The sequence below is a fragment of the Lysobacter oculi genome (assembly GCF_003293695.1).
Classification (GTDB): domain Bacteria; phylum Pseudomonadota; class Gammaproteobacteria; order Xanthomonadales; family Xanthomonadaceae; genus Solilutibacter; species Solilutibacter oculi.
In genome coordinates, this window is the sequence record NZ_CP029556.1 from 1,543,667 (window position 1) to 1,566,497 (window position 22,831).

The following is a 22,831-nucleotide window of genomic DNA, read 5'->3' on the forward strand; positions in this document are numbered from 1 at the left end:
TCGCGCCCGCACAGCCGCAGACGCCGCCGATGCAGAGCCAGACGCCGGCCTATCGCGTGCCGCCGATGCAGTTCCCGATGGGCACCTCGACGGCATCGAAGATCACCCAGATCGCCCTGCGCGAGCACGTCGCCTGGTACCAGCCCTTCATCGACACCAATGGCCGGCTGGCCAGCCGCCGCGTCGGTGAGTCCGAACGCGCCAGGCTCAAACGACGGCGACGAGCCGTGGGCACGCGTCGCCGCCTACTGGCGCGACAGCGGCACCCTGCAGGAGATGGTCAACAGCAACCAGGCCGGCGCCTACCAGTGCCAGAACCCGTACGGCTCCACCTTCGCACGCAGCGAGTGCCGCGCCTTCGTCAGCGACGTGGCATGGTCGGCGGCCTTCGTGTCCTACGTGATGGCACAGGCCGGCGTGCAGGGCTTCCGCCTGTCGCCACGCCACATCGACTACATCCGCGCCGCGTCCAGTGGCTCGGCCACCAGCCCCTACAGCTTCCAGGACCCGAACCAGACCCCGATCCAGCCCGGCGACATGCTCTGCTACGTGCGCAACAGCAGCAGCGTGGTCGGCTTCGGCGGGCTGAAAACTTTCTTGGCCAATTCGGGCGGCGGCCTGCTATCGCATTGCGACATCGCGGTCTCGCTCAACGGCAACCAGGTCTGGCTGGTCGGCGGCAACGTCGCCAACATGGTGACGATGCGCAAGCTCACGCTCGATGCCGGCGGCCGCGCATTGTTGCCGCGACCGATCAGCACGCAGTGGGTCGGCTCCGACGAGGACGGCCAGGACGCCTCCTGCTCGCCCGCCAACGAGGCGTCGTGCAGCATGAACCGGCAGAACTGGGCCGTGCTGCTCAAGCTCACCCGCCCCTGAGCCCGGCATGGACATGGACTGGCTGCTCTGGCTGTTGATCGCGGTGGTGGTGGGCGGCGCATGGTTCAACAGCGCACGCCGCGCCGCCGAGATCGCCCACGAAGTCGGCCAGCGCGCCTGCCGGCGCAACGGCGTGCAATGGCTGGATGAAAGCGTGCACACCACCGGCATGCGCATCCGCCGCAAACCCGACGGCTGGCTCGGGCTGGAACGCAGCTACCGCTTCGAATACTCGCGCGACGGCAGCGACCGCCATGCCGGCAACCTGTCGCTGCTAGGCGGCGAACTGGTGCGTTTCGTCGGGCCGGTCCGCGAGGACGGCCAGGTCAACAGCCTCAACCTCGACGACTGAGGCGGCTTACTTCACCACGCGCAATTGCGGGCGCTTCGGACCGCCAGGCGCGGGTTCGTCCGGCGGCGACGGGTCGTCGCCCTCGCCTTCGCCGGATGGTGCCGGCACCGCCGACAGGGTCGGGCGCGGGCGTTCGGGTGCCGGGGTATCGGATGCAGCGGGGGTGGACGAAGCGGCTTCCTCATCCACTTCCTCCGCCGGCAGCGCCATGCCTTGCCCGGTCTCGCGCGAATAGATCGCCAGCACCGCCGCGACCGGCACGAAGACTTCGTGAGCGACGCCGCCGAAGCGCGCGCCGAAGGTGATGTAGTCGTTGCCGAGGCTGAGCTGCCCCACCGCGCGGTCGGCGATATTGAGCACCACCTTGCCGTCCTTCGCGGTGCCCGGCGGCACGTGCACGCCGGGATAGGCGGCATCGACCAGCAGGTGCGGCGTCATCCCGTTGTCGCTGATCCACTCGTGGATAGCGCGCAGCAGGTAGGGGCGCTGGCTGCTGACCGCCGCCACCGGCGAATCCCCACTCACGCGGGGATGTCGCGCAGCTTCTTTTCTTCCTCGGTCAGGCTGCGCACGAAGCCCGGGTTGCGGAATGCGGTTGCCGTAGTCCTCGATCGCCTTGCCGCCGTCCTTCGGCAGCGCCACGCCGAGCGAATCCAGGCGCCAGATAATCGGCGCGATGGCGCAGTCGGCCAGGCTCATTTCGGTGTTGAGGAAGAACTTGCTCGCCTTGAACAGCGGCACCGACTGCACCAGCAGCTCGCTGAGGCGCTTCTTGGCGGCATTGGACTGGGTCTTGTTGCCGAGCTGCATGGCCTGCACCTGCGGCACCCAGTCGTGCTCGATACGCAGCATGGCCAGGCGCAGGCGCGCACGCGACAGCGGATCGATCGGCATCAGCGGCGGGTGCGGGTAGCGCTCGTCGATGTACTCGCTCACCACCGAGGCCGCGTACAGCACCAGGTCGCGCTCGACCAGGGTCGGCACCGAGTGGTAGGGGTTGAGGTCGATGAGATCCTCGGGCGGACGCGTCGGATCGGGGATGAAGTCGTAGCTCACGCCCTTCGCCGCCAGCACCAGCCGGACGCGGTGCGAAAGCACGTCGTCAACGCCGGAGAACAGCGTCAGGTTGTTACGAACCCGCGAGGTTGTCGCCATCATCGTCATCATCTCCTTTCCTGCCGCCCCATATGCGACGCGGGCCATCAGGCCCGCGTCCGGTCTCAGTGCACGTCCTTCCAGTATTCCTTCTTGAGCAGCCATGCCATGAAGGTGAAGAAGGCCAGGAACAGCAGCACCCAGACACCCAGGTTCTGCCGCTTCAGTCCGGCCGGCTCGCCGGTATAGGCCAGGAAGGCGCTGATGTCGCGCACTACCTGGTCGAATTCCGCCGGCTTCAGCCGCCCCGGCTGGGTCACCGTCAGGCCGGTCACCGGGCGCTCGCCACCCGCTTCGGCGGCACCGAACTCGGGGTGCTGCAGGCCCTGCAGTTCCCACAGCGGGTTCGGCATCGACGCGTTCGGGAACAGCGTGTTGTTCCAGCCCAGCGGGCGCGCGTCATCCAGGTAGAAGGACTTGAGGTAGGTGTAGACCCAGTCCGGACCGCGCACGCGCGAGATCACCGACAGGTCCGGCGGTGCCTTGCCGAACGCTTCCTTGCCCAACTCCGGACTCATGCCGGTGTTGATGGTCTCGCCGATCTGGACGCCGTCCTTGAACATCAGGTTCTGCTTGACCTCGTCCTCGGTCAGGCCCAGGTCCTCGCCGATGCGCGAATAGCGCATGTACTTCAGCGAGTGGCAGCCGGAGCAGTAGCTCATGTAGTACTTGGCACCACGCTGCAGCGAGGCCTGGTCGTTCAGATCGACGCCCGACTGCTGCAGTGCGCCGCCTTCGGAGGCCTGCACGCCGCCCGCGAACAGCAGGCCGGCCAGCAGCGCGGCAAGAGTGAGATGCAGCTTCTTCATGTCAGTGCCCCCCCGTGACGCGCTCAGGCACAGGCTTGGTCTTGTCGAGCTTGGTCCAGATGGGCATGGTCAGGAAGAAGAGGAAGTAGAAGACGGTCAGCACACGGCCGATGATGGTCTCGACCGGGTCGGTACCCGGACCGGCGCCGATCTTGGCCAGCCAGAGGAAGGTGAAGGCGAACGCCAGCAGCATCACCCACGAGAACCAGCCGCGGTAGCGGTAGGACTTGACCGGCGAGCGGTCCAGCCACGGCAGCAGGAACAGCACGGCGATCGCGCCACCCATCACCAGCACGCCCCACAGCTTGATGCCGAAGAACGAGGGCACCACGCGCAACATCGCGTAATACGGGGTGAAGTACCACACCGGCTTGATGTGGGCCGGCGTCACCAGCGGATCGGCCGCGGTGAAGTTGTCGTGCTCCAGGAACCAGCCGCCGAACGCCGGCGCGAAGAAGATCACGAACGCGGCGACCATCAGGAAGCAGCCGACGAAGAAGGTGTCCTTCACCGTGTAGTACGGGTGGAAGGGGACGCCATCGGCCGGTGCGGTCGGCGACCAGCGGTTGCCCTTCGGCCCCTTCTTGATCTCTATGCCGTCCGGGTTGTTCGAGCCCACTTCGTGCAGCGCGCCCAGGTGCAGGACCACCAGCAGCAGCAGGACCAGCGGCATCGCGATGACGTGCAGCGCGAAGAAGCGGTTCAGCGTGGCGTCGCCGGGGTTGTAATCGCCCATGATCCACTCGGTCAGGCCGCCGCCGATCACCGGGATCGCGCCGAACAACGAGATGATCACCTTGGCGCCCCAGAACGACATCTGGCCCCACGGCAGCACATAGCCCATGAAGGCCTCGGCCATCAGCACCAGGTAGATCAGCATGCCGAGGATCCAGACCAGCTCGCGCGGCTTGCGGTAGCTGCCGTACATCAGCCCGCGGAACATGTGCAGGTAGATGACGACGAAGAACAGCGAGGCGCCGGTGCTGTGCATGTAGCGGATCAGCCAGCCCCATTCGACATCGCGCATGATGTACTCGACCGAGTCGAAGGCCTCGGCGGCGCTCGGCTTGAAGTGCATCGTCAGGAAGATGCCGGTCAGGATCTGGTTGACCAGCACGACCGTCGCCAGGATGCCGAAGATGTACCAGATGTTGAAGTTCTTCGGCGCGTAGTACTGGGTCATGTGCTTGCGGTAGAACGGCATGAAGCCGGGCGCGCGCTCGTTGAACCAGTCCATCAGGTTGTTGATGTTGCGGGTGATGACGTTCGACATGGCTTACGCGGCTCCCGTCGGCGCGACGCCGATCACCAGGGTGTTGTCGTCCTGGAAGTGGTAGGGCGGCACCGGCAACGCCAGCGGCGCCGGCTGCGCCTTGAACACGCGGCCGGCGATGTCGTACTTGGACTTGTGGCAGGGGCAGAAGTAGCCGCCCTTCCACTCCGCGTCGAACGGCTGCGGCTTCACTTCCGGCAAGAACTCCGGCGCGCAGCCCAGATGCGTGCAGACGCCGACCAGCACCAGGATTTCCGGCTTGATCGAGCGGTATTCATTCTTGGCGAAGGCGGGCGTCTGGTCCGCGTTGGTCGAATCCGGATCGACCACCAGTTCGTTCATGCCCTTCAGCGTGGCAACCATGGCGGCGGTGCGGCGCGCGATGAAGATAGGCTGGCCCCGCCACATCACCACGACCTGCTGGCCTTCTCCGATGTCTTCGAGGGTGCGGATCGTCGGTGCGCCGGCGAGCTTCGCGCGGGCACTGGGATTCCAGCTCTTGATGAACGGGACGGCGGCAAAACCGGCACCGACCGCGCCGACCACTGCGGTGGTGGCGGTCAGAAACCTGCGGCGACCCGGGTTGTCCGGGCTGTGGACCTCATCGTTGGCCATTCGGCGCTCCGATAGTTGATGCTGGCGAATGCTGGCGACCACCCACGCGGGGCGGCCACAAAGACGGCAAAGTGTAACGGAACGTTAAATGGCAGGACAATATCGGCCGGCCCCGCGACGTGTTCAGCGGGCGGCGACCTGGCCGCGGTAGCGGTCCGCCAGCGTGCGCACCCGCTCCACGTAGCGACGGGTCTCACTGTAGGGCGGGACGCCCTTGTACTTGTCCACCGCGCCCTCGCCGGCGTTGTAGCCGGCGGCGGCCAAGGTCAGGTCGCCGTTGAAGCGGCGCAGCAGCCAGGCCAGGTACTGCACGCCACCCTGGATGTTCTGGCGGGCGTCGAAGGCATTGGTGACGCCGAAGCGGCGCGCGGTCGCCGGCATCAGCTGCATCAGGCCCTGCGCGCCGACGCGCGACAGCGCGTTCGGGTTGTAGGCCGATTCGGCGTGGATGATGGCGCGGACGATCGCCTGGTCGACCCCGTGGATGCGCGAGGCCTCGGCGATTTCCGCCTGATAGGCATTGGTGTTGAGGCGCAGGGTGCCGAAGTTCACCCTCGGCTTGGCCCCGCAGGCGAAGCAGGCCTCGATGTAACTGAAAGGAATCGAGCGCAGCGACGAGGCGGCGACCCCGCGCGGCGGCGTGGTGCTGGCATAGGTCACGCCATCGCGCTTGTAGGTATAGACCCGGCCACTGACCCGGCGCCCGCCGGACTGCGGCACGGCGGCGGGCACGCTGGCCGCCGGCGCGGCACTCAATGCCGCCTGCGCGCTGGAAGGCGTGACCGGGCTGATGGTCGCGGCCGCGGCGGAGGCCATCGGCTGCCAGCTGGAGTTGCGCTGCTTGCTGTACTGGGCCACCGCACTGCAGCTGGCACCGGGTACGCGCTTGCTGGAATAGCTGCGGCTGCCGTCGGGGGCTTCGCAGCGATACAGGGTGCCGGCCAGCGCGTCGTTCGCGCCCAGCCACCCCAATGCCGCACATACCAGCCAGCCCGCGATCCGCATCCGCTCGGTCTCCCCGTGAATCAGGACCGCCAACAAGTGGCGGCAAGTCATTGCCTTGAAAGGCTTTCCCAACATAACACCGAAGGGATTGCCTACACTAGCGCCTTCATCCCACTTCCAGTCCGGCCCGGAATCACCACCGCGCCCCGGAGCACCCATGTCCGAACGCCTCACCCTTGCCGTGCTCGATGCCGGCCAGCCACCCCGCCCCGCCACCGGCGCGCCCAAGGGCAAGCTCTTCATCCAGACCCACGGTTGCCAGATGAACGAGTACGATTCGGCGAAGATGGCCGACGTTCTGGCTGAGCACGAAGGCCTCGAACTCACCACGAACGCCGAAGAAGCCGACGTGATCCTGGTCAATACCTGCTCGATCCGCGAAAAAGCGCAGGAAAAAGTCTTCAGCCAGCTGGGCCGTTGGCGGACGTTGAAGGACGGCGACAGGCCGGTGCTGATCGGCGTCGGTGGCTGCGTGGCGTCGCAGGAGGGCGAAGGCATCGTCAAGCGCGCGCCCTTCGTCGACCTGGTGTTCGGGCCGCAGACCCTGCATCGCCTGCCGGAGCTGATCCGCGCCCGCCGCGAATCCGGCCGTGCCCAGGTCGACATCAGCTTCCCCGAGATCGAAAAGTTCGACGCCCTGCCCGAGCCGCGCGCCGACGGCCCGACCGCCTTCGTCTCGATCATGGAAGGCTGCTCCAAGTACTGCTCGTTCTGCGTGGTGCCCTACACCCGCGGCGAGGAGGTCAGCCGCCCGTTCGAGGACGTGCTGGTGGAAGTGGCCCAACTGGCCACGCAGGGCGTGCGCGAGATCAACCTGCTCGGGCAGAACGTCAACGCCTATCGCGGGCCGATCACTGATTCCGACGAAACCGCCGACCTCGCCCTGCTGATCCGCGCCATCGCCGGGATCGACGGCGTCGAACGCATCCGCTTCACCACCTCGCATCCGCTGGAGTTCAGCGACTCGCTGATCGAGGCCTACCGCGATGTGCCCAAGCTGGCCAACTACCTGCATCTGCCGGTGCAGTCGGGCAGCGACCGCATCCTGTCGGCGATGAAGCGCGGCTACACGGCGCTGGAGTTCAAGCAGAAGGTGCGCAAGCTGCGCGCGGTGCGTCCGGACATCTCGATCTCGTCCGATTTCATCGTCGGCTTCCCCGGCGAGACCGAAGCCGACTTCGACAAGACCATGAAGCTGATCGAGGACGTCGGCTTCGACCAGTCGTTCTCCTTCATCTATTCGCGTCGCCCCGGCACGCCGGCGGCGGATCTCTCCGATGACGTAACCGATGCCGAGAAGCACGCCCGTCTGTCGCGGCTGCAGGCGCACATCAACGCGCACAGCCTTGAAATCTCGAAGGCGATGGTCGGCTCGACGCAGCGCGTGCTGGTGACCGGCACATCGCGCAAGGACGCGAACGAGCTGACCGGCAAGACCGAGAACATGCGCCAGGTGAATTTCGCCGGCCCGGCGCGGCTGATCGGCGGCTTCGTCGATGTGGTCATCACCGACGCGCTGCCGAATTCGCTGCGCGGCCGGGTGGCGACGGTCGACGCCTGAGCGCGCCGCAACTCACGCGCGCCAAACCCGCCGCGCGTTAGCGTTTCCCCCTCCCCCATCCCCGCGAAACCGATGCCGCATCACGATTTCACCCTGGAACCCGCCGACACCGAACGCCTCGCCAACCTGGCCGGGCCGTTCGACGCCCACCTGCGACAGCTGGAGCTGCGGCTGGGCGTGGAGATCGCCAACCGCGGCAACATCTTCCGGGTCAGCGGCGACGACGGGCATGCGCTGGTCATCGCCGAAAAGGTGCTGCGCGAGCTGTATGCCGAAGCCGCCACCGAGACCTTCGACGGCCACGCCTTGAACCTGCGGCTGGCCGGCCTGATCGGCGAGCCGGATGCGCCCGCGTCGCGCGAGGGCGACTACATCCCGCAGGACATCGCGGTACGGGTCAAGCGCGGGACCATCAAGGGGCGCGGCGGCAACCAGAAGCAGTACCTGCACAAGATCGCCACCCACGACATCAATTTCGGCATCGGCCCGGCCGGCACCGGCAAGACCTTCCTGGCGGTGGCGATGGCGGTGGATGCGCTGAACGAATCGCGCGTGCAGCGGCTGATTTTGGTGCGTCCGGCGGTGGAAGCCGGCGAGAAGCTCGGCTTCCTGCCCGGTGACCTGACCCAGAAGGTCGATCCGTACCTGCGCCCGCTCTACGACGCGCTCTACGAGATGCTCGGCGTGGAAAAGGTGGTGAAGCTGCTGGAGAAGAACGTCATCGAAATCGCGCCGCTGGCCTATATGCGCGGCCGCACGCTCAACGATGCCTTCGTGATCCTGGACGAGGCGCAGAACACCACCATCGAACAGATGAAAATGTTCCTGACCCGCCTGGGCTTCGGTTCCACCGCGGTGGTGACCGGCGACATGACCCAGGTCGACCTGCCCAAGCACGTCAAGTCGGGCCTGAAGGATGCGATCGAAGTGCTGCGCGGCGTGGATGGCGTGAGCTTCACCTTCTTCGAATCGCGCGACGTGGTGCGGCACCCGCTGGTGGCGCGCATCGTCAACGCCTACGAGGCGCGCGACGCCCGTGACGAGGCGACCGGCCCGGCCGCGAACGGCTAGACTCGAATCCCGCGGCAACGGACTTCCCCCATGCGCCAGACCGTGACTGCCCTGCATCCCGCCGGAGAGACATCGCCATGACCCGCGGCCCGCTCACGCTCGATGTCGCCGTCAGCTACGCGTGCCCGCGCAAGGGCGTGCCCGCGGCCACCAGTTTCCGGCGCTGGGTGGCGCTGGCGCTCGACAGCCGCATCCGCGAAGCCGACCTGGCGCTGCGCCTTGTGGATGAGGAGGAAGGCCGCGCCTTCAACCGCCACTATCGCGGCCGGGACTACGCCACCAACGTGCTGAGTTTCCCGGCCGAACGCCCGCCGGGCCTGCCGGAGAACGCGCATTTCCCGCTGCTGGGCGACCTGGTGATCTGTGCGCCGGTCGTCGCCCGCGAGGCCGCCGAGCAGGGCAAGCCGCTGGCCGCGCACTACGCCCACCTCACCGTGCACGGCTGCCTGCACCTGCTGGGCTGGGACCACGAGAACGATGCCGACGCGCAGGCGATGGAACAGCTGGAACGCGAGATCCTGTCCGGTCTCGGCATCGACGATCCCTACCGCTGAGCCTGTCATCGGCCGCGACCATGCGGCACGGTAGACTGCCGCCAACCCCCACGAGCCCGCCGCCCCCGCTCCATGTCCGAAGAACCCGACAGTACCGGCACCCCGAACGAATCCCGCAGCTGGCTGCGCCGCCTCGGTGCCGCCTTCTCCGGCGAACCGACCACCCGTGGCGATGTGCTGGAATTCCTGCGCGATGCCGAGGCCGATGGCCTGCTGGATGCCGATACGGTGCGGATGATGGAAGGCGCGATCGCGGTCTCCGAACTGACCGTGGGCGACGTGATGATCCCGCGCGCGCAGATGACCATGATCCAGGTCGATGAGGACATGCGCAGCGTGATGGCGACGGCGGTGGAATCCGGCCATTCGCGTTTCCCGGTGCATGGCGAGGACAAGGACCAGATCCTCGGCATCCTGCTGGCCAAGGACCTGCTGAAGGCGGTGGTCGCCGACGGCGCGGTGAGCCTGCACGACCTGCTGCGCCCGGCCTTCCTGATCCCCGAATCCAAGCGCCTCGACCTGCTGCTGCGCGAGTTCCGGCTGTCGCGCAACCACATGGCCATCGTCATCGACGAATACGGCGGCGTGGCCGGCGTGGTCACCATCGAGGACGTGCTGGAACAGATCGTCGGTGACATCGACGACGAGCACGACGAGGCCGAGGAAGGCGCCGACCAGATCGCCGCGCAGCCCGACGGCCAGTACGTGGTGGACGCGCTGACGCCGATCGAGGACTTCAACGAACGCTTCGGCGCCGACTTCAACGACGACGAATACGACACCATCGGCGGGCTGGTCACCGCCGCCATCGGCCACTTGCCGGAAGCCGGCGAGGAGCTGACGATGGGCCGCTTCGTGTTCCGCGTCGCCAATGCCGATGCGCGCCGTGTGCATGCCTTCCACGTCGGCGTGCTCGGCGATGCGTGAGGCCACGCGCGCGGGCTTCGGCCTGCTGCTGGCGCTGCTGTTGGCCCTGATCGCGCTGCCGGCGCTGGCCGCGCCGCGCATCGGGGTGATGACGATGCAACCGGGCGAAGTGTTCTGGGAACGCTTCGGCCACGACGCGATCATCGTTGACGACCCGGCGCGCGGCGGCCCGGTCTCGTACAACTTCGGCTTCTTCGACATGGGCGAACCGGATTTCGTCGCGCGCTTCGTGCGCGGGCAGATGCGCTATTCGCTGGTCGCGCTGCCGCTGGAGCAGGACCTGGACGTCTACCGGCAGGAAGGCCGCGGCGTGCGCGTGCAGTGGCTGGACTTCACGCCCGCGCAGGCCGAACAGCTGGCGCGGGCGCTGGAGATCAACGCGCTGCCCGAGAACGCGCACTACCACTACGACTATTTCCGCGACAACTGCACCACCCGCGTGCGCGACGCGCTCGACCGTGCGCTCGGCGGCACGCTGGCACCGCAGCTGGCGGCGAGCTCGCAGGGCAATACCTATCGAGAGGAAGCGGCGCGGTTGTCACGCCCGGCAGCGTGGATGTGGCTGGCCTTCCAGCTCGGCCTGGGGCCGGATGCCGACCGCCCCTTGTCGCGCTGGGACGAAGCCTTCATCCCGATGCGGCTCGCCGAGAGCCTGGCCCAGGCCCGGACCGCGGCCGGCACGCCACTGGTCATCACCGAGGAGCCGCTGCTGCCGCATCGCCTCGGTCCCGAGCCGGAGGCCCGCGCGCAACCGGTGCTGGCCTGGACGCTGTGCGGCATCGCGCTGGCCGGCCTGCTGATGCTGGCGGGGCGTCGCCGGCCACGGCTGGCGGCCGGCATCGCGCTGGGCTTCTGGCTGCTCGGCGGCCTGCTCGGCGCGCTGATGCTCTACCTGTGGCTGGGCAGCGCGCACTGGGCCGGCTGGCGCAACCACAACCTGCTGCTGATGAATCCGCTGGCGTGGCTGCTGCTGCCGGGCGCATGGGCGATGCTGCGCGGGCGCCTGCCCTCGCCGCGGTTCCGGGGGATGCTGGCGATGGTCGCGGGCATCGCGCTGTTGACGCTGCCGCTGTCCTGGCTCGGCATCGACCGCCAGCAGAACGCGATGTGGATCGGGCTGCTGTTGCCGTTGCACCTCGCCTTTGCCTGGCTGTGGGCGCGAAGCCGCGGCGGTGCGAGAATCGCGCGATGAACGCCGCCATCGCCCAACCCGCCTGCGTCGTCAACTGCGCGGTCTACCGCGATGGCCGCCGCGAGGACATCCCCTTGGACGCGATCAGCGACGTGCTGGCGGTGGAAGACGGCAGCTTTGTCTGGGTCGGCCTGTACGAGCCCGGCGAGGACCTGCTCGACAAGCTGCAGGAGGAATTCGGCCTGCACGACCTCGCCATCGAGGACGCCCACAACGCGCACCAGCGCCCGAAGATCGAAGCCTTCGGCAACACGCTGTTCGTCGCCGTCCACACCGCGCAGCTGGTGGACGACCACGTCCGCTTCGGCGAGACGCATGTGTTCTTCGGCAAGCGCTTCCTGATCACCGTGCGCCACGGGGCATCGCTCACGTTCGCCATCGTCCGCGAGAAGCTGGAACGCGAACCGGAGATCCTCAAGCTGGGGCCTTCGGTCGCGCTGCACGGCGTGCTCGACTTCATCGTCGACAACTACGAGCCGATCGTCGACGACTTCGAGGAAGAACTCGACGACCTGGAACATGCCATCTTCGCCGACGATTTCCGCAAGGAAATCGTGCAGCGCCTGTACACCCTGCGCAAGGAACTGACCCAGATGCGCACCGCGGTGGCGCCGATGCAGGACATCCTCTCGCAGATCATGCGCTCCGAGACGCTCGGCATCCCGGACGAGGCCAAGCCGTATTTCCGCGACGTCCGCGACCATGCGGGGCGCACCATCGACGTCATCGACGTGCTGCGCGAGACCGCCGGCGCCGCGATGAGCGTGAACCTGTCGCTGGTGAACTACGCGCAGGGCGAAGTGGTGAAGAAGCTCGCCGGCTGGGCCGGTCTTCTGGCCGTGCCCACGCTCGTCGCAAGCTGGTACGGCATGAACTTCGAGCACATGCCGGAACTGGCCCGCCCCTATGCCTACCCGATCCTGATCGGGGTGGTCGCCGTGGCCTGCATCGTGCTCTACCGCTACCTCAAGAAGGTGCGCTGGCTCTGACCCGCGCCACCGGCCGACGCATCACGCGCCGGCCAGCGACTTCAGGATGATGCCCAGCACCCAGGCCAGCAGCGTGCCGGTGACGTAACCCAGCGCGCCCAGCAGCGCGCCCACCGGCGCGAGCGCGGGATGGAAGGCCGAGGCCACCACCGGCGCCGAAGCCGGCCCGCCGACATTGCTCTGCGAGCCGATGGCGAAATAGAAGAACGGCACGTGCAGCAGCCGGCCCAGCAGCCACAGCAGCACGATGTGGAAGCCGAGCCAGACGATGCCGAGCAGGAACAGCAGCGGCTTGTCGAACAGCGCCAGGATGTCCATCTGCATGCCGATCGCGGCGATCAGGAAGTACAGCAGCAGCGCGCCGATGGTCGAGGCGCCGGCGCCATCCAGCCTGCGCGCGCGGGTGAAGCTGAGGCCGAGCCCGGCGAAGGTGCAGATCATCACGATCCACACGAAGGGCTCGTGCAGGCCGACGCGGCTGGCCAGCGGAAATTGCTGGCCGACCCATGCCGACAGCGGCGTGGCGATGAAATGCGCCAGCCCGACGATGCCGAACGCCAGCCCGACGATCAGCATGAGGTCGGTGAGCGTGGGGATGCGCGCGTGCTGCGCGTGGTAGGCGGAGACGCGCTCCTTGAGGTCGTCGAGCGCGGAGACATCGGCGCCGCTGCGGGCATCGATGGCCTGCGCGCGGCCGGCCAGGAAGATCAGCACCGCCATCCACACATAGCCCACGCCGACATCCACCACCGCGAATTGCCCGAAGGTGGTGGCATCGACATTGAAGATTTCCTTCATCGCCAGCATGTTGGCGCCGCCGCCGATCCAGCTGCCGGCCAACGCGGCCATGCCGGCCCAGGTGTCGCCGGCCATGGTGTCGGGGAACACCGCGCGCATCGCCAGGAAGGCGATCACGCCACCAAGCATGATGCTGAAGGACGCGCCCAGATACATCGCCACCAGTTTCGGGCCCAGCCGCAGCACGGCCTTCAGGTCCACGGTGAGCGTGAGCAGCACCAGCGCCGCCGGCAGCAGCACCCGGCTGGCGACCGGGTTGTAGAGCTTGCTGTGCTCGCCATCGATCAGCCCGAAGCTGTTGTAGAGGCCAGGGATGAAATAGCAGAGCAGCAGCGGCGGGACGATGGCGTAGAACTTCTTCCAGAACCCCTGCGTGCGCGAGGCCGACCAGAACACGGCGCCCAGCGTGGCCGCGATCAGGCCGAAGATGACGATGTCATTGGTGATCAGCGCCGTGGATGCCGGCGCTTCCGCCACGCCAGCCGCGGCGGGTGCGGCCAGCGCGGTCAGGGAAACCGCCACCCTTACTTGGCCCCCGCGCCGATGTGCTGGTCCAGCCAGGCATTGACCGTGTCATGCCATTGCACGCTGTTGGCCGGCTTGAGCACCCAGTGGTTCTCGTCGGGGAAGTACAGGAACTTCGATTCGATGCCACGGCGCTGCAGCGCGGTGAACACGCCGATGCCCTGCTCGACCGGGATGCGGTAATCCAGCTGGCCGTGGATGACCAGCATCGGCACCTTCCACTTGTCGACGTGGTTGACCGGGTTGAACTTCTCGTAGTTCTTCGGCACGTCGTACGGGGTGCCGCCCTGCTCCCACTCGGTGAACCAGAGTTCCTCGGTGGCGTAGCCCATCATGCGCTGGTCGAACACGCCGTCGTGGCTGACCAGGCACTTCCAGGGTGTGCTCCAGTTACCGGCGATCCAGTTGACCATGAAGCCGCCGTAGCTCGCGCCGAGCGCGCAGGCCTTGCCGCCGTCCAGGAAGGCGTACTTCTTCTGCGCCGCCGCCCAGCCCTTCTGCAGGTCTTCCAGCGGGCGGTCGCCCCAGTGCTGGCTGATCGCATCGGTGAAGGCCTGGCCGTAGCCGGTGGAACCGTGGAAATCGATCATCACCACCGCGTAGCCCTGGCCCGCATAGGTCTGCGGGTTCCAGCGGTAGCTCCAGCCGTTGCCGAAGCTGCCCTGCGGACCGCCGTGGATGAGGAAGGCGACCGGATACTTCCTGCCTTCCACGTAGTTCCACGGCTTGACCACGTAGCCGTGCACGGTGTCGCCGTTCCAGCCCTTGAAGTTGAACTGTTCGAACTCGCCGAAGCGCACGTCCCTGGCCTGCTCGCCGGCACTCGGGGTCAGCGCACGCGAGGCACCGCCGCCTTCCGGCATCGCCACCAGCTGGTCGCCGGTGGTCATGCTGTTGCGGGTGACCAGCAACTGGCCGCCCGCGAGTTCGACGCTGCCCACGCTGCCTTCGCCCAGCACCTTGTGCGCGGCGCCATTGGCGATGTCGATGGCGAACAGCGGGTGCTCGCCCATGTCGCCGGCCGGGGTGTAGATCGTCTTGCCATCGGCGGAGAGCACGATGGTGTCGGCCGAGCGGTCCCACTTCGGCGCGATCTCGCGCGCGTTGCCGCTGGCCAGGTCCATCGCCATCAGGCCGAAACGGTCGGCCTCGAAACCGGGGCGCTTCATCGCGCGGTAGTAGAGGGTCTTGCCGTCGGCGGAGAACACCGGGCCGGCATCCCAGGCGGGATTCGACGCGGTGAGGTTGCGCGGCTGCGAGCGGCCGTCCGCATCCGCCATCCAGATGTCGAAGTTGGTGCGCCACGGTTCCTCGCGGTCGCCGCGACGCACGCTCATCGCCAGCTGCCTGCCGTCCGGCGACCAGGCCAGGTCGGAGAAATCACCGAACGGCTTGGAGGGGATGTCGCCCATGATGTCGCCGCTGACCAGCGTCGCGTCCTTGGCCGCGGCCTTGCCGTCGAGCTTGGCCACCCAGACGCGGTTGTAGCGGCCGTCGTTCCAGGTGTCCCAGTGGCGGATGAACATGCGGTCGAACACCATCCCGCTGGTCTTGCGCTTGCCGTCGGTTTCCAGCCGCTTGGCGGTGCAGGCGAGGTCCGCCTTGCACTCGGCGAAGCTGGCGACGGCCAGCGCGACCGCATCGCCCTTCGGCGAGAGTTTGTAGGCATCGACATCCAGCGCCAGCGCGGTCACCGCCTTGGGCGCGCCACCGGCCAGCGGCACGCTGTAGAGCTGCGAGCTGCCGTTCTTGCCACTGAGGAAATAGACCGACTTGCCATCGGGCGCGAAGGTCGGGGAATTGACGTTCCAGCCTTCCGGCGTCACCCGCCTGGCGGCGCCACCGGCCACCGGCATCGACCACAGCGCGGTGCTGGCCTTGAGCTCACCGTTGACGCTGCGCTTGGTGAACACCACGGTCTTGCCGTCGGGCGAGAGCGTCGGCGACCCGTAGCGGTCCAGCTTGACCATGTCCTGCACGGTGAAGCCGCGCTGGGCGTGTGCGGTGACGGGGAGCGCGCACAGCAGCGCGATGGCGAGGATTGAGTTGCGCATGTTCATGTGTCAGATCCTTCGGAAACCCAAGCGTACGTCATTGGGCGGGGGCGTTGCCCAGATGCTGGCCCAGGAAGGCGAGCAGCCGCGTGTAGAACTGGGCCTGGTTTTCGGCTGAATAGAAGCCGTGGCCTTCCTTCGCGAAGTACACCGTCTCCACCGGTACCTGCGCCCGCTTCAGCGCACTGACCATGGCGCGTGACTGGCGCGAGGGCGCGATGTCGTCGCCGCCGGCCCAGGCGATCAGCACCGGCACCTTGATCGAACCGGCCAGATAGGTGGGCGACGTGGCCTGCAGCCGGGCGGAGTCATCCCCCACCCATTCACGGAACCAGGTCCGCGCCGATTTGTTGCCGACGTCGGTGTCGTCGCGGATCATCATGTTGAGGTCGTAGACGCCGACCGCGCCCACCGCGCACTTGTAGAGCGCGGGCTCCTTCGCCACACCCATCAGCGCGGCGTAACCGCCGTAGCTGGCCCCGTAGATGCAGGCGCGGGAAGGATCGATCGCCGGGTTCTGGAACGCCCAGCGGGTGGCATCGGTCAGGTCGTCCTGCATCTTGCCGCCCCACTCGCGCGCACCGGCATGCATGTAAGCCTTGCCGTGGTTGCTGGAGCCGCGGTAGTTGACCTGCAGCACCGCGTAACCCGCGCTGGCCAGCAGCTGCACGTCGTTGTCGAAGCCCCAGGTGTCGTGGATGCCGAACGGCCCGCCATGCGGCATCACCACCAGCGGCGCGCGCCCCGGCTTGGCCGGCAGCGTGAGGAAGCCGTGCAGCTCCATGCCGTCGCGCGCCTTGAAGCTGAAGGCCTTCATCGGACGCATCGCTTCGGGGTCGATCAGCTTCTGCCGCGCCGAGAGGAAATCCGCCTTGCGGGTCACCGCATCGAACCCGTAATACGAGCCCGGATCCACGTCGCTGCGCACGAACAGCAGCTTGCGATTGCCGTCGTGGGTGGACGAGGCAATCGACATCAGGTTGTCGGGGAATGCCGCCTGCAACTTGGCATGCTGCGCGGCGGCCGGCACGTTCGGGTCGAAGTAGACGATGCGCGCGCCCTCGGCCCCGAAGCGCACCCCGATCATTTCGAAGCTGCCATCGCGATAGATCGGCACCGGGTCGAACTTCGCATCACTGGCGACGGTCTTGCGTTCGCCGCTCACGGTGTCGTAGGCGACCACGGTGTCCGGGCCGTTTTCCTGTTCAACCTGCAGGTAGGCGATGCGGTCGCCGCTGGCGAAACCGAGCGGGCTTTCGAGGTGGCCGAGCTTGGCTTCATCGCTGACCAGCGTCCACTCTCCGCCTTCGGCCTTGCGGTGGTAGAGCTTGCTGAGGTTGTCGTCGGTGCTGGCGCGCGCGAAACGCACGCGCGAGGCCGTATCGGCCATGAAGCGCGCACGTGGCATCGGCGCCAACACTTCGGTGACGCGCCGACCGCTGTAGACGTTCATCCGGTCCACGCGCGCCAGCGGGTCGCGGCTCTCGTACGGCCAGACGTAGACCAGCGCCTCGTCGTCGTTGTCGGGCAGCGAATCCAGCAGGTACACGGCGGAATATTCCTCCTTCGCCGAACCGCCGATGCGCGTGCCGACCGCCGCGCCACTCACGCGGTAGCCCGCCAGCAGGGCCTGCTTGGTGCCGTCCAGGTTGACGCCGTACAGCTCGCCGGTCGCGGTCGGCTTGATCTCGCCATCCAGGTTGCGGCCGATCGACACCAGCAGCCGCTCCCTGTTCACCCACTCGACGCCGATGACCTGGTTGTTGTTCGGCAGCCGCATGTTGAGCGTGGTCTTGCCGTCGGCCAGGCGCATGACGATCACACCGGTGGTGTTGCCGCGCCGGGTGATGCCCGCTATGTGGGTGCCATCGGGCGAATACTGCAGGTCGCTCAGGGTGTCGTGGTGCACGAACGGCGCGACGCGCGGGTCGGTTGCGTTGTCCTTCGCGATGCCATTCCCGGCGATCGCCATGCCGATCAGAAGTGCCGCCACCAGGCGTGCCGGCAGTCGAAGATTCCCCATCTACACAGATCCCATTGCTTGAAAGGTATCGGGTGCGGCGGTCCGCACCCGGCTCAGGTCATTGGCTGACGGCATGCCGCCCGTGGATCAGCGCGGGCCACCCTCGGCTTCACCGAGGACCGGCTGCGGCTTCATCGCGGTGCGATAGAGCAGCCAGGCGACGATGGCCAGCACGGCAAGCCCAACCCACTTCACCAGCGGCAGGTCGATGCCGAGCGACAGCACGTCGGCGCTGCCACTGGCGACGATCGGCACGGCGATGAAGATGCCCATCAGCGCCTCGCCGGTGATCAGGCCTGCGGCGAACAGCGTGCCGGGGCGGTGGATGCGGTCGCGGACGTCCTCGTGCGCACCGAGTGCGCCGTGGCGTTTCTCGACGAAGTACGCGAGCAGGCCGCCGAGGAAGATCGGCACCATCAGTTCCAGCGGCAGGTAGATGCCGATGGCGGCGGCCAGCACCGGCACGCGGAAGGACTTGCCGGTTGCCTTCAGCCATTCGTCGATGGCGATGATGACGGCGCCGATCACCGCACCGATGGCGATGATGGTCCACGGCAACGCGCCGCCGAACATGCCCTTCGCCACCGAGGCCATCAACGTGGCCTGCGGCGCGGACAACGGGTTGGGATGCGCCGCGGTCGGTGCGCCGATGCCGTAGGCCTGTGCCAGCAGGTTGAGTACCGGCGCCATGATCAACGCGCAGGAGAACGCGCCGATGCCGAGCATCAACTGCTGCTTCCACGGCGTCGCGCCGACCAGATAGCCGGCCTTGAGGTCCTGCAGGTTGTCACCACCGACCGAAGCCGCGCAGCAGACCACCGCGCCGATCATGATCGCGGCCACCGCGCCCAGCGGCGCGCCCATCGCGCTCACCGATTCGCGCCCGGACGCGCCCATCAGCAGCATCAGCACCACGGAAGCGAACAGGATGGTGGAGATGGTGATGCCGGACACCGGGTTGTTGGAGGAACCGACCAGGCCGGCGAGATACGCCGACACCGACACGAACAGGAAGCCCGCGACGATCATGATGATCGCCATCGGCACGCTCACCATCCAGTTGCCCACGATCGCCTGGTAGAGCAGCAGCAGCGGCAGCACGAACAGCAGCAGCGCGATCAGCATCCACTTCATCGGCAGGTCGCGTTCGGTCTCGGCGATGACGGCATCACCACCCTTGCGTGCCGCGGCGATGCCGCTCTTGATGCCCGCCAGCAGCGACTTGCGCAGCGAGAACAGCGTCCACACGCCGCCAATCAGCATCGCGCCCACGCCGAGGTAACGGATCTTGGTCGACCAGATCGCGCCGGCCGCTTCCTCTGCGCCCAGCTTCATCAGTTCCGGATCGGCCGCGGCGTACATCGCGTGGTAGATCGGGATGGCGATGTGCCACGACAGTATGCTGCCCGACAGCACCACGATGCCGATGTTGAGCCCGACGATGTAGCCCACGCCCAGCAGCGCCGGCGACAGGTTGGTGCCCATGTAGCCCAGGTACTTGCCGAAGAAACCGGCGCCGGCGGCGGTGTCGGGAATCAGCTTCAGGCCGCTGGCGGCCATCAGCTTGACCAGCGCACCCACGCCACCGGACAGCGCCAGGATCTTCAGGCCCGGGCCGGGATTCTCACCGGCCTTCAGCACTTCCGCGGCGGCCTTGCCTTCCGGGAAGGGCAGCGGGTCTTCGACGATCATCGAGCGCCGCAGCGGCACCGAGAACAGCACGCCCAGCAGGCCGCCGAGACCGGCGATGCCGACCACCCACCAGTATTTGAAGTCGGGCCAATAGCCCATGATGATCAGCGCGGGGATGGTGAAGATCACGCCCGCCGCGATCGATGAACCGGCCGATGCGCCGGTCTGCACGATGTTGTTTTCGAGGATGGTGCCGCCGCCAAGCAGGCGCAGCACGCCCATCGACACCACCGCCGCCGGGATCGCCGTGGCGATGGTCATGCCGGCGAACAGGCCAAGGTAGGCATTGGCGGCGGACAGCACCACCGCGAGGATGATGGCCAGCACCACGGCGCGGAAGGTCAGCTGCGGCGTTCCGCTGCGCGGCATCGGCTGGCTCATCGGGAATCCTGTCGAATGGGGAATCGCGACAACCTAACGTGCATGGGCGCGCCAAGTCCAGCCGCGACGCGCCATGCGGTCGCGCATCGATGCCCGGAATGAGGCATCGATGCGCTTCACCCGTCAGAACGGGATGTCGTCGTCGTCGAAGCCGCCATCGTTGGCGAAATCCTGCGCCGGCGGCGCCTGGCGCTGCGGCTCGCGACGCTGGGCCGGCTGCGCGCGCGGTGCACGCTCCTGGCCGCCACCGAAGCCGCCTCCCCCACCACCGCCGTCGCCACGGCCGCCGAGCATCTGCATCTCGTCGGCGATGATGTCGGTGAAGTAGCGCTTCTGGCCGTCGTCACCGGTGGTTTCGCTGTAGCTGATGCGGCCTTCGATGTAGCACTGCGAGCCCTTGCGCAGGTACTCGCCGGCGATCTCGCCGAGCTTGCCGAAGAAGGTGACCCGGTGCCACTCGGTCTTTTCCTGGTTGTTGCCGTCGCGGTCCTTGCGGACCGAGGTGGTGGCGAGGCTGATCTTGGTGACCGCCATGCCGCCCTGGGTGTATTTGGTTTCCGGGTCGTTGCCGAGGTTGCCGACCAGAATCACCTTGTTGATGCCGCGTGCCATGCCTAATCCTTCCGGTTGTGATTCGTGCTGAAGCCGGCCGCGGGATTGCCGCCGGCCGGGTCATTGGATTCTAACGCGCGGGCATGGGCGACCCGCCCGGTTCCCGAATCCGCGTAGGAATCCGGGACGCCGGCATCGCCCCGCCTATAATCCGCCGACCCCGATACCCACCCGATCGCACCGAATGCCTGCAGCCCGCCTCGACCTCCCGGCCATCCAGCAGCTGGCCGCCCCCGACATGGCGGCGGTGGATGCGCTGATCCGGCGGCGGCTGGCCTCCGACGTGGTGCTGATCAACCAGGTCTCCGAATACATCATCGGGGCCGGCGGCAAGCGCCTGCGGCCGATGCTGCTGCTGCTCGCCGCACGCGCGCTCGGCCACATGGGCGCGGACGCGCACCAGCTGGCGGCGGTGATCGAGTTCATCCACACCTCCACCCTGCTGCACGACGACGTGGTCGACGAATCCGACCTGCGCCGCGGCCGCCGCACCGCCAACGCGGTCTGGGGCAACGCGACCAGCGTGCTGGTCGGCGACTTCCTCTACTCCCGCAGTTTCCAGCTCATGGTCGAACTGGATTCGCTGCCGGTGCAGCGCATCCTGGCCGACACCACCAACCAGATCGCCGAGGGCGAGGTGCTGCAGCTGCTGCACGTGCGCAACCCGGATACCGACGAGACCGCCTACCTGCGCGTCATCGAGCGCAAGACCGCGATCCTGTTCGCGGCCGCCACCCGGCTCGGCGCGCTGCTCGCCGGTGCCGACGCACGCACGCAGGACGCGATGCACGCCTACGGCCTCAACCTGGGCTATGCGTTCCAGATCGCCGACGACGTGCTCGATTACGCCTCGGACGCGGCCACGCTCGGCAAGAACCTCGGCGACGACCTGGCCGAAGGCAAGATGACGCTGCCGCTGATCCACGCGATGCGCCTTGCCGACCACGCCACCCGCGAGCGGCTGCGCACCATCGTCGAAAACGGGGATGTCGATGCGTTGCCGGACGTCATCGCCGCCATCAACGCGCACGATTCACTGGCCTACAGCCGCGCCCGCGCCGAAGAGTTCGCCGCCCTCGCCGAAGCCGCCCTCGCCGGCCTGCCCGACAACGAAGCCAGCGCATCGCTGCGCGGCCTCGCGCACTACGCGGTCAGCCGCAACCACTGAGCGCGCTCAGCGCTGCAGGTAATCGCGCAGGGCCACCGCGTTGTTGTGCGCCTCGTCGTGGGCGGCATACAGCAGGGTGACGCGCCCCTTCTTCACCCAGCCACGCAGCTCGGCCAGCGCTGCGGTTTCCGCCTCGCCTTCCAGTTCGGCGAAGTAGCGCCTGCGGAATTCCGCCCATTTGTCCGGATCGTGGCCGAACCATTCGCGCAGTTCGGTGGAGGGCGAGAGATCCTTCAGCCACGCGTCGAGCGCGGCTTCCTCCTTCGACACCCCCCGCGGCCACAGCCGGTCCACCAGGATGCGCGCGCCATCGGCCTTGTCCGCCGGTTCGTAGACACGCTTCAATTCGATCGCATGGGTCATCTCGTCCTCCCGCTCACGGCGACTTGAATCGTTCCTCGAAGAAGTCATCCATCATTTCGAAGGCGCGCCTGGACGCACGTTCGTTGTAGACACAGTTCGGCGGGCTGGCCGATTCCGGCTGGGTGAAGCAATGCACGGCGCCGCCGAAGTCGACGAATTGCCAGTCGGCCTTCGCCGCCTCCATCTCCTTGCGGAAGGCGCTGATATCGGCCTCCGGCACGCTGCTGTCGTTGGCGCCGTTCAACACCAGCACCGAGGCGGGGATCGCCTTGCCGTCCTGCGGCAGATGGCGCTTCAGGCCGCCGTGGAAACTCACCACGCCCGCAACCGGCGCACCACTGCGGGCCAATTCCAGCGCCACCGAGCCACCGAAGCAGAACCCGAACGCGCCGATGCGTTTCACGTCGAGCGGTGCCTTGCCCGCCTGCGCCTTCAACGCGGCGACCGCGGCATTGGCACGCTCGCGCAGGCGCAGGCCGCCATCGTCATAGACCTTGCCGACGGTCGCGCCGGCTTCCTTCGCGTCCTTCGGGCGCACGCTTTTGCCATAGACATCGGCCACCAGCACCACGTAGTCGTCGCCGGCCACGGCCTTGGCGCGTTCCAGCGACAGGTCGGTGACGCCCATCCAGTTCGGGAACATCACCAGGCCAGGCAGTTTCTTCTTCACCGCGTCGTCGTAGACGAGGTGGCCGCTGAAGGTGTCGTTGCCCACTTTCCACTCCACCGGCCGCGTCTTGATGGCGGCGAAGGACGACGTGGCGACGGCACACAACGCGAAGGCAAGCAGGCATCGACGCATGACGCGGACTCCGGGCGGGCAAGCCCCGAGC

At 67.4% G+C, this 22,831-nt stretch carries 21 protein-coding genes and 1 pseudogene; 9 read left to right on the forward strand and 13 right to left on the reverse strand.

The features are described 5' to 3' along the window. Nucleotides 1-186: 186 nt before the first annotated feature. Together DCD74_RS07415 and DCD74_RS07420 are read left to right on the forward strand one after the other, a co-directional pair. The gene (locus DCD74_RS07415) at nt 187-879 is read left to right on the forward strand and encodes a DUF2272 domain-containing protein (protein ID WP_217424242.1); all 693 of its coding nucleotides are present in this window, start codon (nt 187-189) and stop codon (nt 877-879) included. A gap of 13 nt (nt 880-892) precedes the next feature. After that, nucleotides 893-1,231, forward strand: a complete 339-nt coding sequence (locus tag DCD74_RS07420; RefSeq protein WP_112926747.1) for a DUF3301 domain-containing protein — start codon at nt 893-895, stop codon at nt 1,229-1,231. Between the two features lie 6 nt (nt 1,232-1,237). On the opposite strand, the gene DCD74_RS07425 is transcribed toward DCD74_RS07420, so the two are convergent. The 6 genes and pseudogenes from DCD74_RS07425 to DCD74_RS07450 all read right to left on the reverse strand — a co-directional run bounded on the left by DCD74_RS07425 (nt 1,238) and on the right by DCD74_RS07450 (nt 6,088). Further along, the gene (locus DCD74_RS07425) at nt 1,238-1,756 is read right to left on the reverse strand and encodes a ClpXP protease specificity-enhancing factor (protein WP_112926748.1); all 519 of its coding nucleotides are present in this window, start codon (nt 1,754-1,756) and stop codon (nt 1,238-1,240) included. Beyond that, nucleotides 1,753-2,386: pseudogene (locus tag DCD74_RS07430) on the reverse strand (glutathione S-transferase N-terminal domain-containing protein). Before DCD74_RS07430 ends, DCD74_RS07425 begins: the two are co-directional and overlap by 4 nt. A 65-nt stretch (nt 2,387-2,451) precedes the next feature. Then, the gene (locus tag DCD74_RS07435) at nt 2,452-3,195 is read right to left on the reverse strand and encodes a cytochrome c1 (protein WP_112926749.1); all 744 of its coding nucleotides are present in this window, start codon (nt 3,193-3,195) and stop codon (nt 2,452-2,454) included. Between the two features lies 1 nt (nt 3,196). After that, on the reverse strand, nt 3,197-4,468 hold the full coding sequence (locus DCD74_RS07440) for a cytochrome b (RefSeq protein ID WP_112926750.1): 1,272 nt from the start codon (nt 4,466-4,468) through the stop codon (nt 3,197-3,199). Nucleotides 4,469-4,471: 3 nt separating this feature from the next. Next, the gene (petA, locus tag DCD74_RS07445) at nt 4,472-5,083 is read right to left on the reverse strand and encodes a ubiquinol-cytochrome c reductase iron-sulfur subunit (RefSeq protein WP_112926751.1); all 612 of its coding nucleotides are present in this window, start codon (nt 5,081-5,083) and stop codon (nt 4,472-4,474) included. 123 nt (nt 5,084-5,206) lie between these two features. After that, nucleotides 5,207-6,088: a lytic transglycosylase domain-containing protein gene (locus DCD74_RS07450; protein WP_112926752.1), complete on the reverse strand. Its 882-nt coding sequence runs from the start codon at nt 6,086-6,088 to the stop codon at nt 5,207-5,209. A 157-nt stretch (nt 6,089-6,245) separates the two neighbouring features. On the opposite strand from DCD74_RS07450, the gene miaB reads away from it, so the two are divergent. The 6 genes from miaB to DCD74_RS07480 all read left to right on the forward strand — a co-directional run bounded on the left by miaB (nt 6,246) and on the right by DCD74_RS07480 (nt 12,382). Further along, nucleotides 6,246-7,649: a tRNA (N6-isopentenyl adenosine(37)-C2)-methylthiotransferase MiaB gene (gene miaB / locus DCD74_RS07455; RefSeq protein WP_112926753.1), complete on the forward strand. Its 1,404-nt coding sequence runs from the start codon at nt 6,246-6,248 to the stop codon at nt 7,647-7,649. A gap of 72 nt (nt 7,650-7,721) precedes the next feature. After that, nucleotides 7,722-8,720 (forward strand): PhoH family protein, encoded by a 999-nt coding sequence (locus DCD74_RS07460; RefSeq protein ID WP_112926754.1) that lies wholly within the window; start codon nt 7,722-7,724, stop codon nt 8,718-8,720. Between the two features lie 77 nt (nt 8,721-8,797). Beyond that, nucleotides 8,798-9,274: an rRNA maturation RNase YbeY gene (gene ybeY, locus DCD74_RS07465; RefSeq protein ID WP_112926755.1), complete on the forward strand. Its 477-nt coding sequence runs from the start codon at nt 8,798-8,800 to the stop codon at nt 9,272-9,274. A gap of 72 nt (nt 9,275-9,346) precedes the next feature. Further along, entirely contained in the window at nt 9,347-10,201 is an 855-nt protein-coding gene (locus DCD74_RS07470; protein ID WP_112926756.1) for an HlyC/CorC family transporter, read from the forward strand. Continuing rightward, the gene (locus DCD74_RS07475) at nt 10,194-11,393 is read left to right on the forward strand and encodes a lipoprotein N-acyltransferase Lnb domain-containing protein (protein ID WP_112926757.1); all 1,200 of its coding nucleotides are present in this window, start codon (nt 10,194-10,196) and stop codon (nt 11,391-11,393) included. Before DCD74_RS07470 ends, DCD74_RS07475 begins: the two co-directional genes overlap by 8 nt. Further along, nucleotides 11,390-12,382, forward strand: a complete 993-nt coding sequence (locus tag DCD74_RS07480) for a magnesium and cobalt transport protein CorA (RefSeq protein ID WP_112926758.1) — start codon at nt 11,390-11,392, stop codon at nt 12,380-12,382. The genes DCD74_RS07475 and DCD74_RS07480 overlap by 4 nt, the downstream gene beginning before the upstream one ends. Before the next feature lie 21 nt (nt 12,383-12,403). Here the strand turns inward: DCD74_RS07480 and DCD74_RS07485 are convergent, their stop codons facing one another. From DCD74_RS07485 to ssb, 5 genes are all read right to left on the reverse strand, one after another. Beyond that, nucleotides 12,404-13,657, reverse strand: a complete 1,254-nt coding sequence (locus DCD74_RS07485) for a DUF819 family protein (RefSeq protein ID WP_237049698.1) — start codon at nt 13,655-13,657, stop codon at nt 12,404-12,406. 47 nt (nt 13,658-13,704) lie between these two features. Further along, the gene (locus DCD74_RS07490) at nt 13,705-15,765 is read right to left on the reverse strand and encodes an alpha/beta hydrolase family protein (RefSeq protein WP_112926759.1); all 2,061 of its coding nucleotides are present in this window, start codon (nt 15,763-15,765) and stop codon (nt 13,705-13,707) included. Nucleotides 15,766-15,796: 31 nt separating this feature from the next. Beyond that, the gene (locus DCD74_RS07495; RefSeq protein ID WP_112926760.1) at nt 15,797-17,782 is read right to left on the reverse strand and encodes an alpha/beta hydrolase family protein; all 1,986 of its coding nucleotides are present in this window, start codon (nt 17,780-17,782) and stop codon (nt 15,797-15,799) included. A gap of 87 nt (nt 17,783-17,869) precedes the next feature. Continuing rightward, nucleotides 17,870-19,843 (reverse strand): OPT family oligopeptide transporter, encoded by a 1,974-nt coding sequence (locus DCD74_RS07500; RefSeq protein ID WP_112927733.1) that lies wholly within the window; start codon nt 19,841-19,843, stop codon nt 17,870-17,872. A gap of 135 nt (nt 19,844-19,978) precedes the next feature. Then, nucleotides 19,979-20,467, reverse strand: coding sequence for a single-stranded DNA-binding protein (gene ssb / locus DCD74_RS07505; RefSeq protein ID WP_112926761.1), 489 nt, complete (start codon nt 20,465-20,467; stop codon nt 19,979-19,981). 184 nt (nt 20,468-20,651) lie between these two features. Here ssb and DCD74_RS07510 point away from each other — a divergent pair, with 184 nt between their 5' ends. Then, a complete protein-coding gene (locus tag DCD74_RS07510) occupies nt 20,652-21,635 on the forward strand; it encodes a polyprenyl synthetase family protein (protein WP_112926762.1) in 984 nt (327 codons plus the stop codon). Nucleotides 21,636-21,641: 6 nt separating this feature from the next. Here DCD74_RS07510 and DCD74_RS07515 read toward each other — a convergent pair whose 3' ends face one another. Further along, nucleotides 21,642-21,998 (reverse strand): DUF488 domain-containing protein, encoded by a 357-nt coding sequence (locus tag DCD74_RS07515; protein ID WP_112926763.1) that lies wholly within the window; start codon nt 21,996-21,998, stop codon nt 21,642-21,644. A gap of 13 nt (nt 21,999-22,011) precedes the next feature. Beyond that, entirely contained in the window at nt 22,012-22,800 is a 789-nt protein-coding gene (locus tag DCD74_RS07520) for a dienelactone hydrolase family protein (RefSeq protein ID WP_112926764.1), read from the reverse strand. Nucleotides 22,801-22,831: the final 31 nt, after the last annotated feature.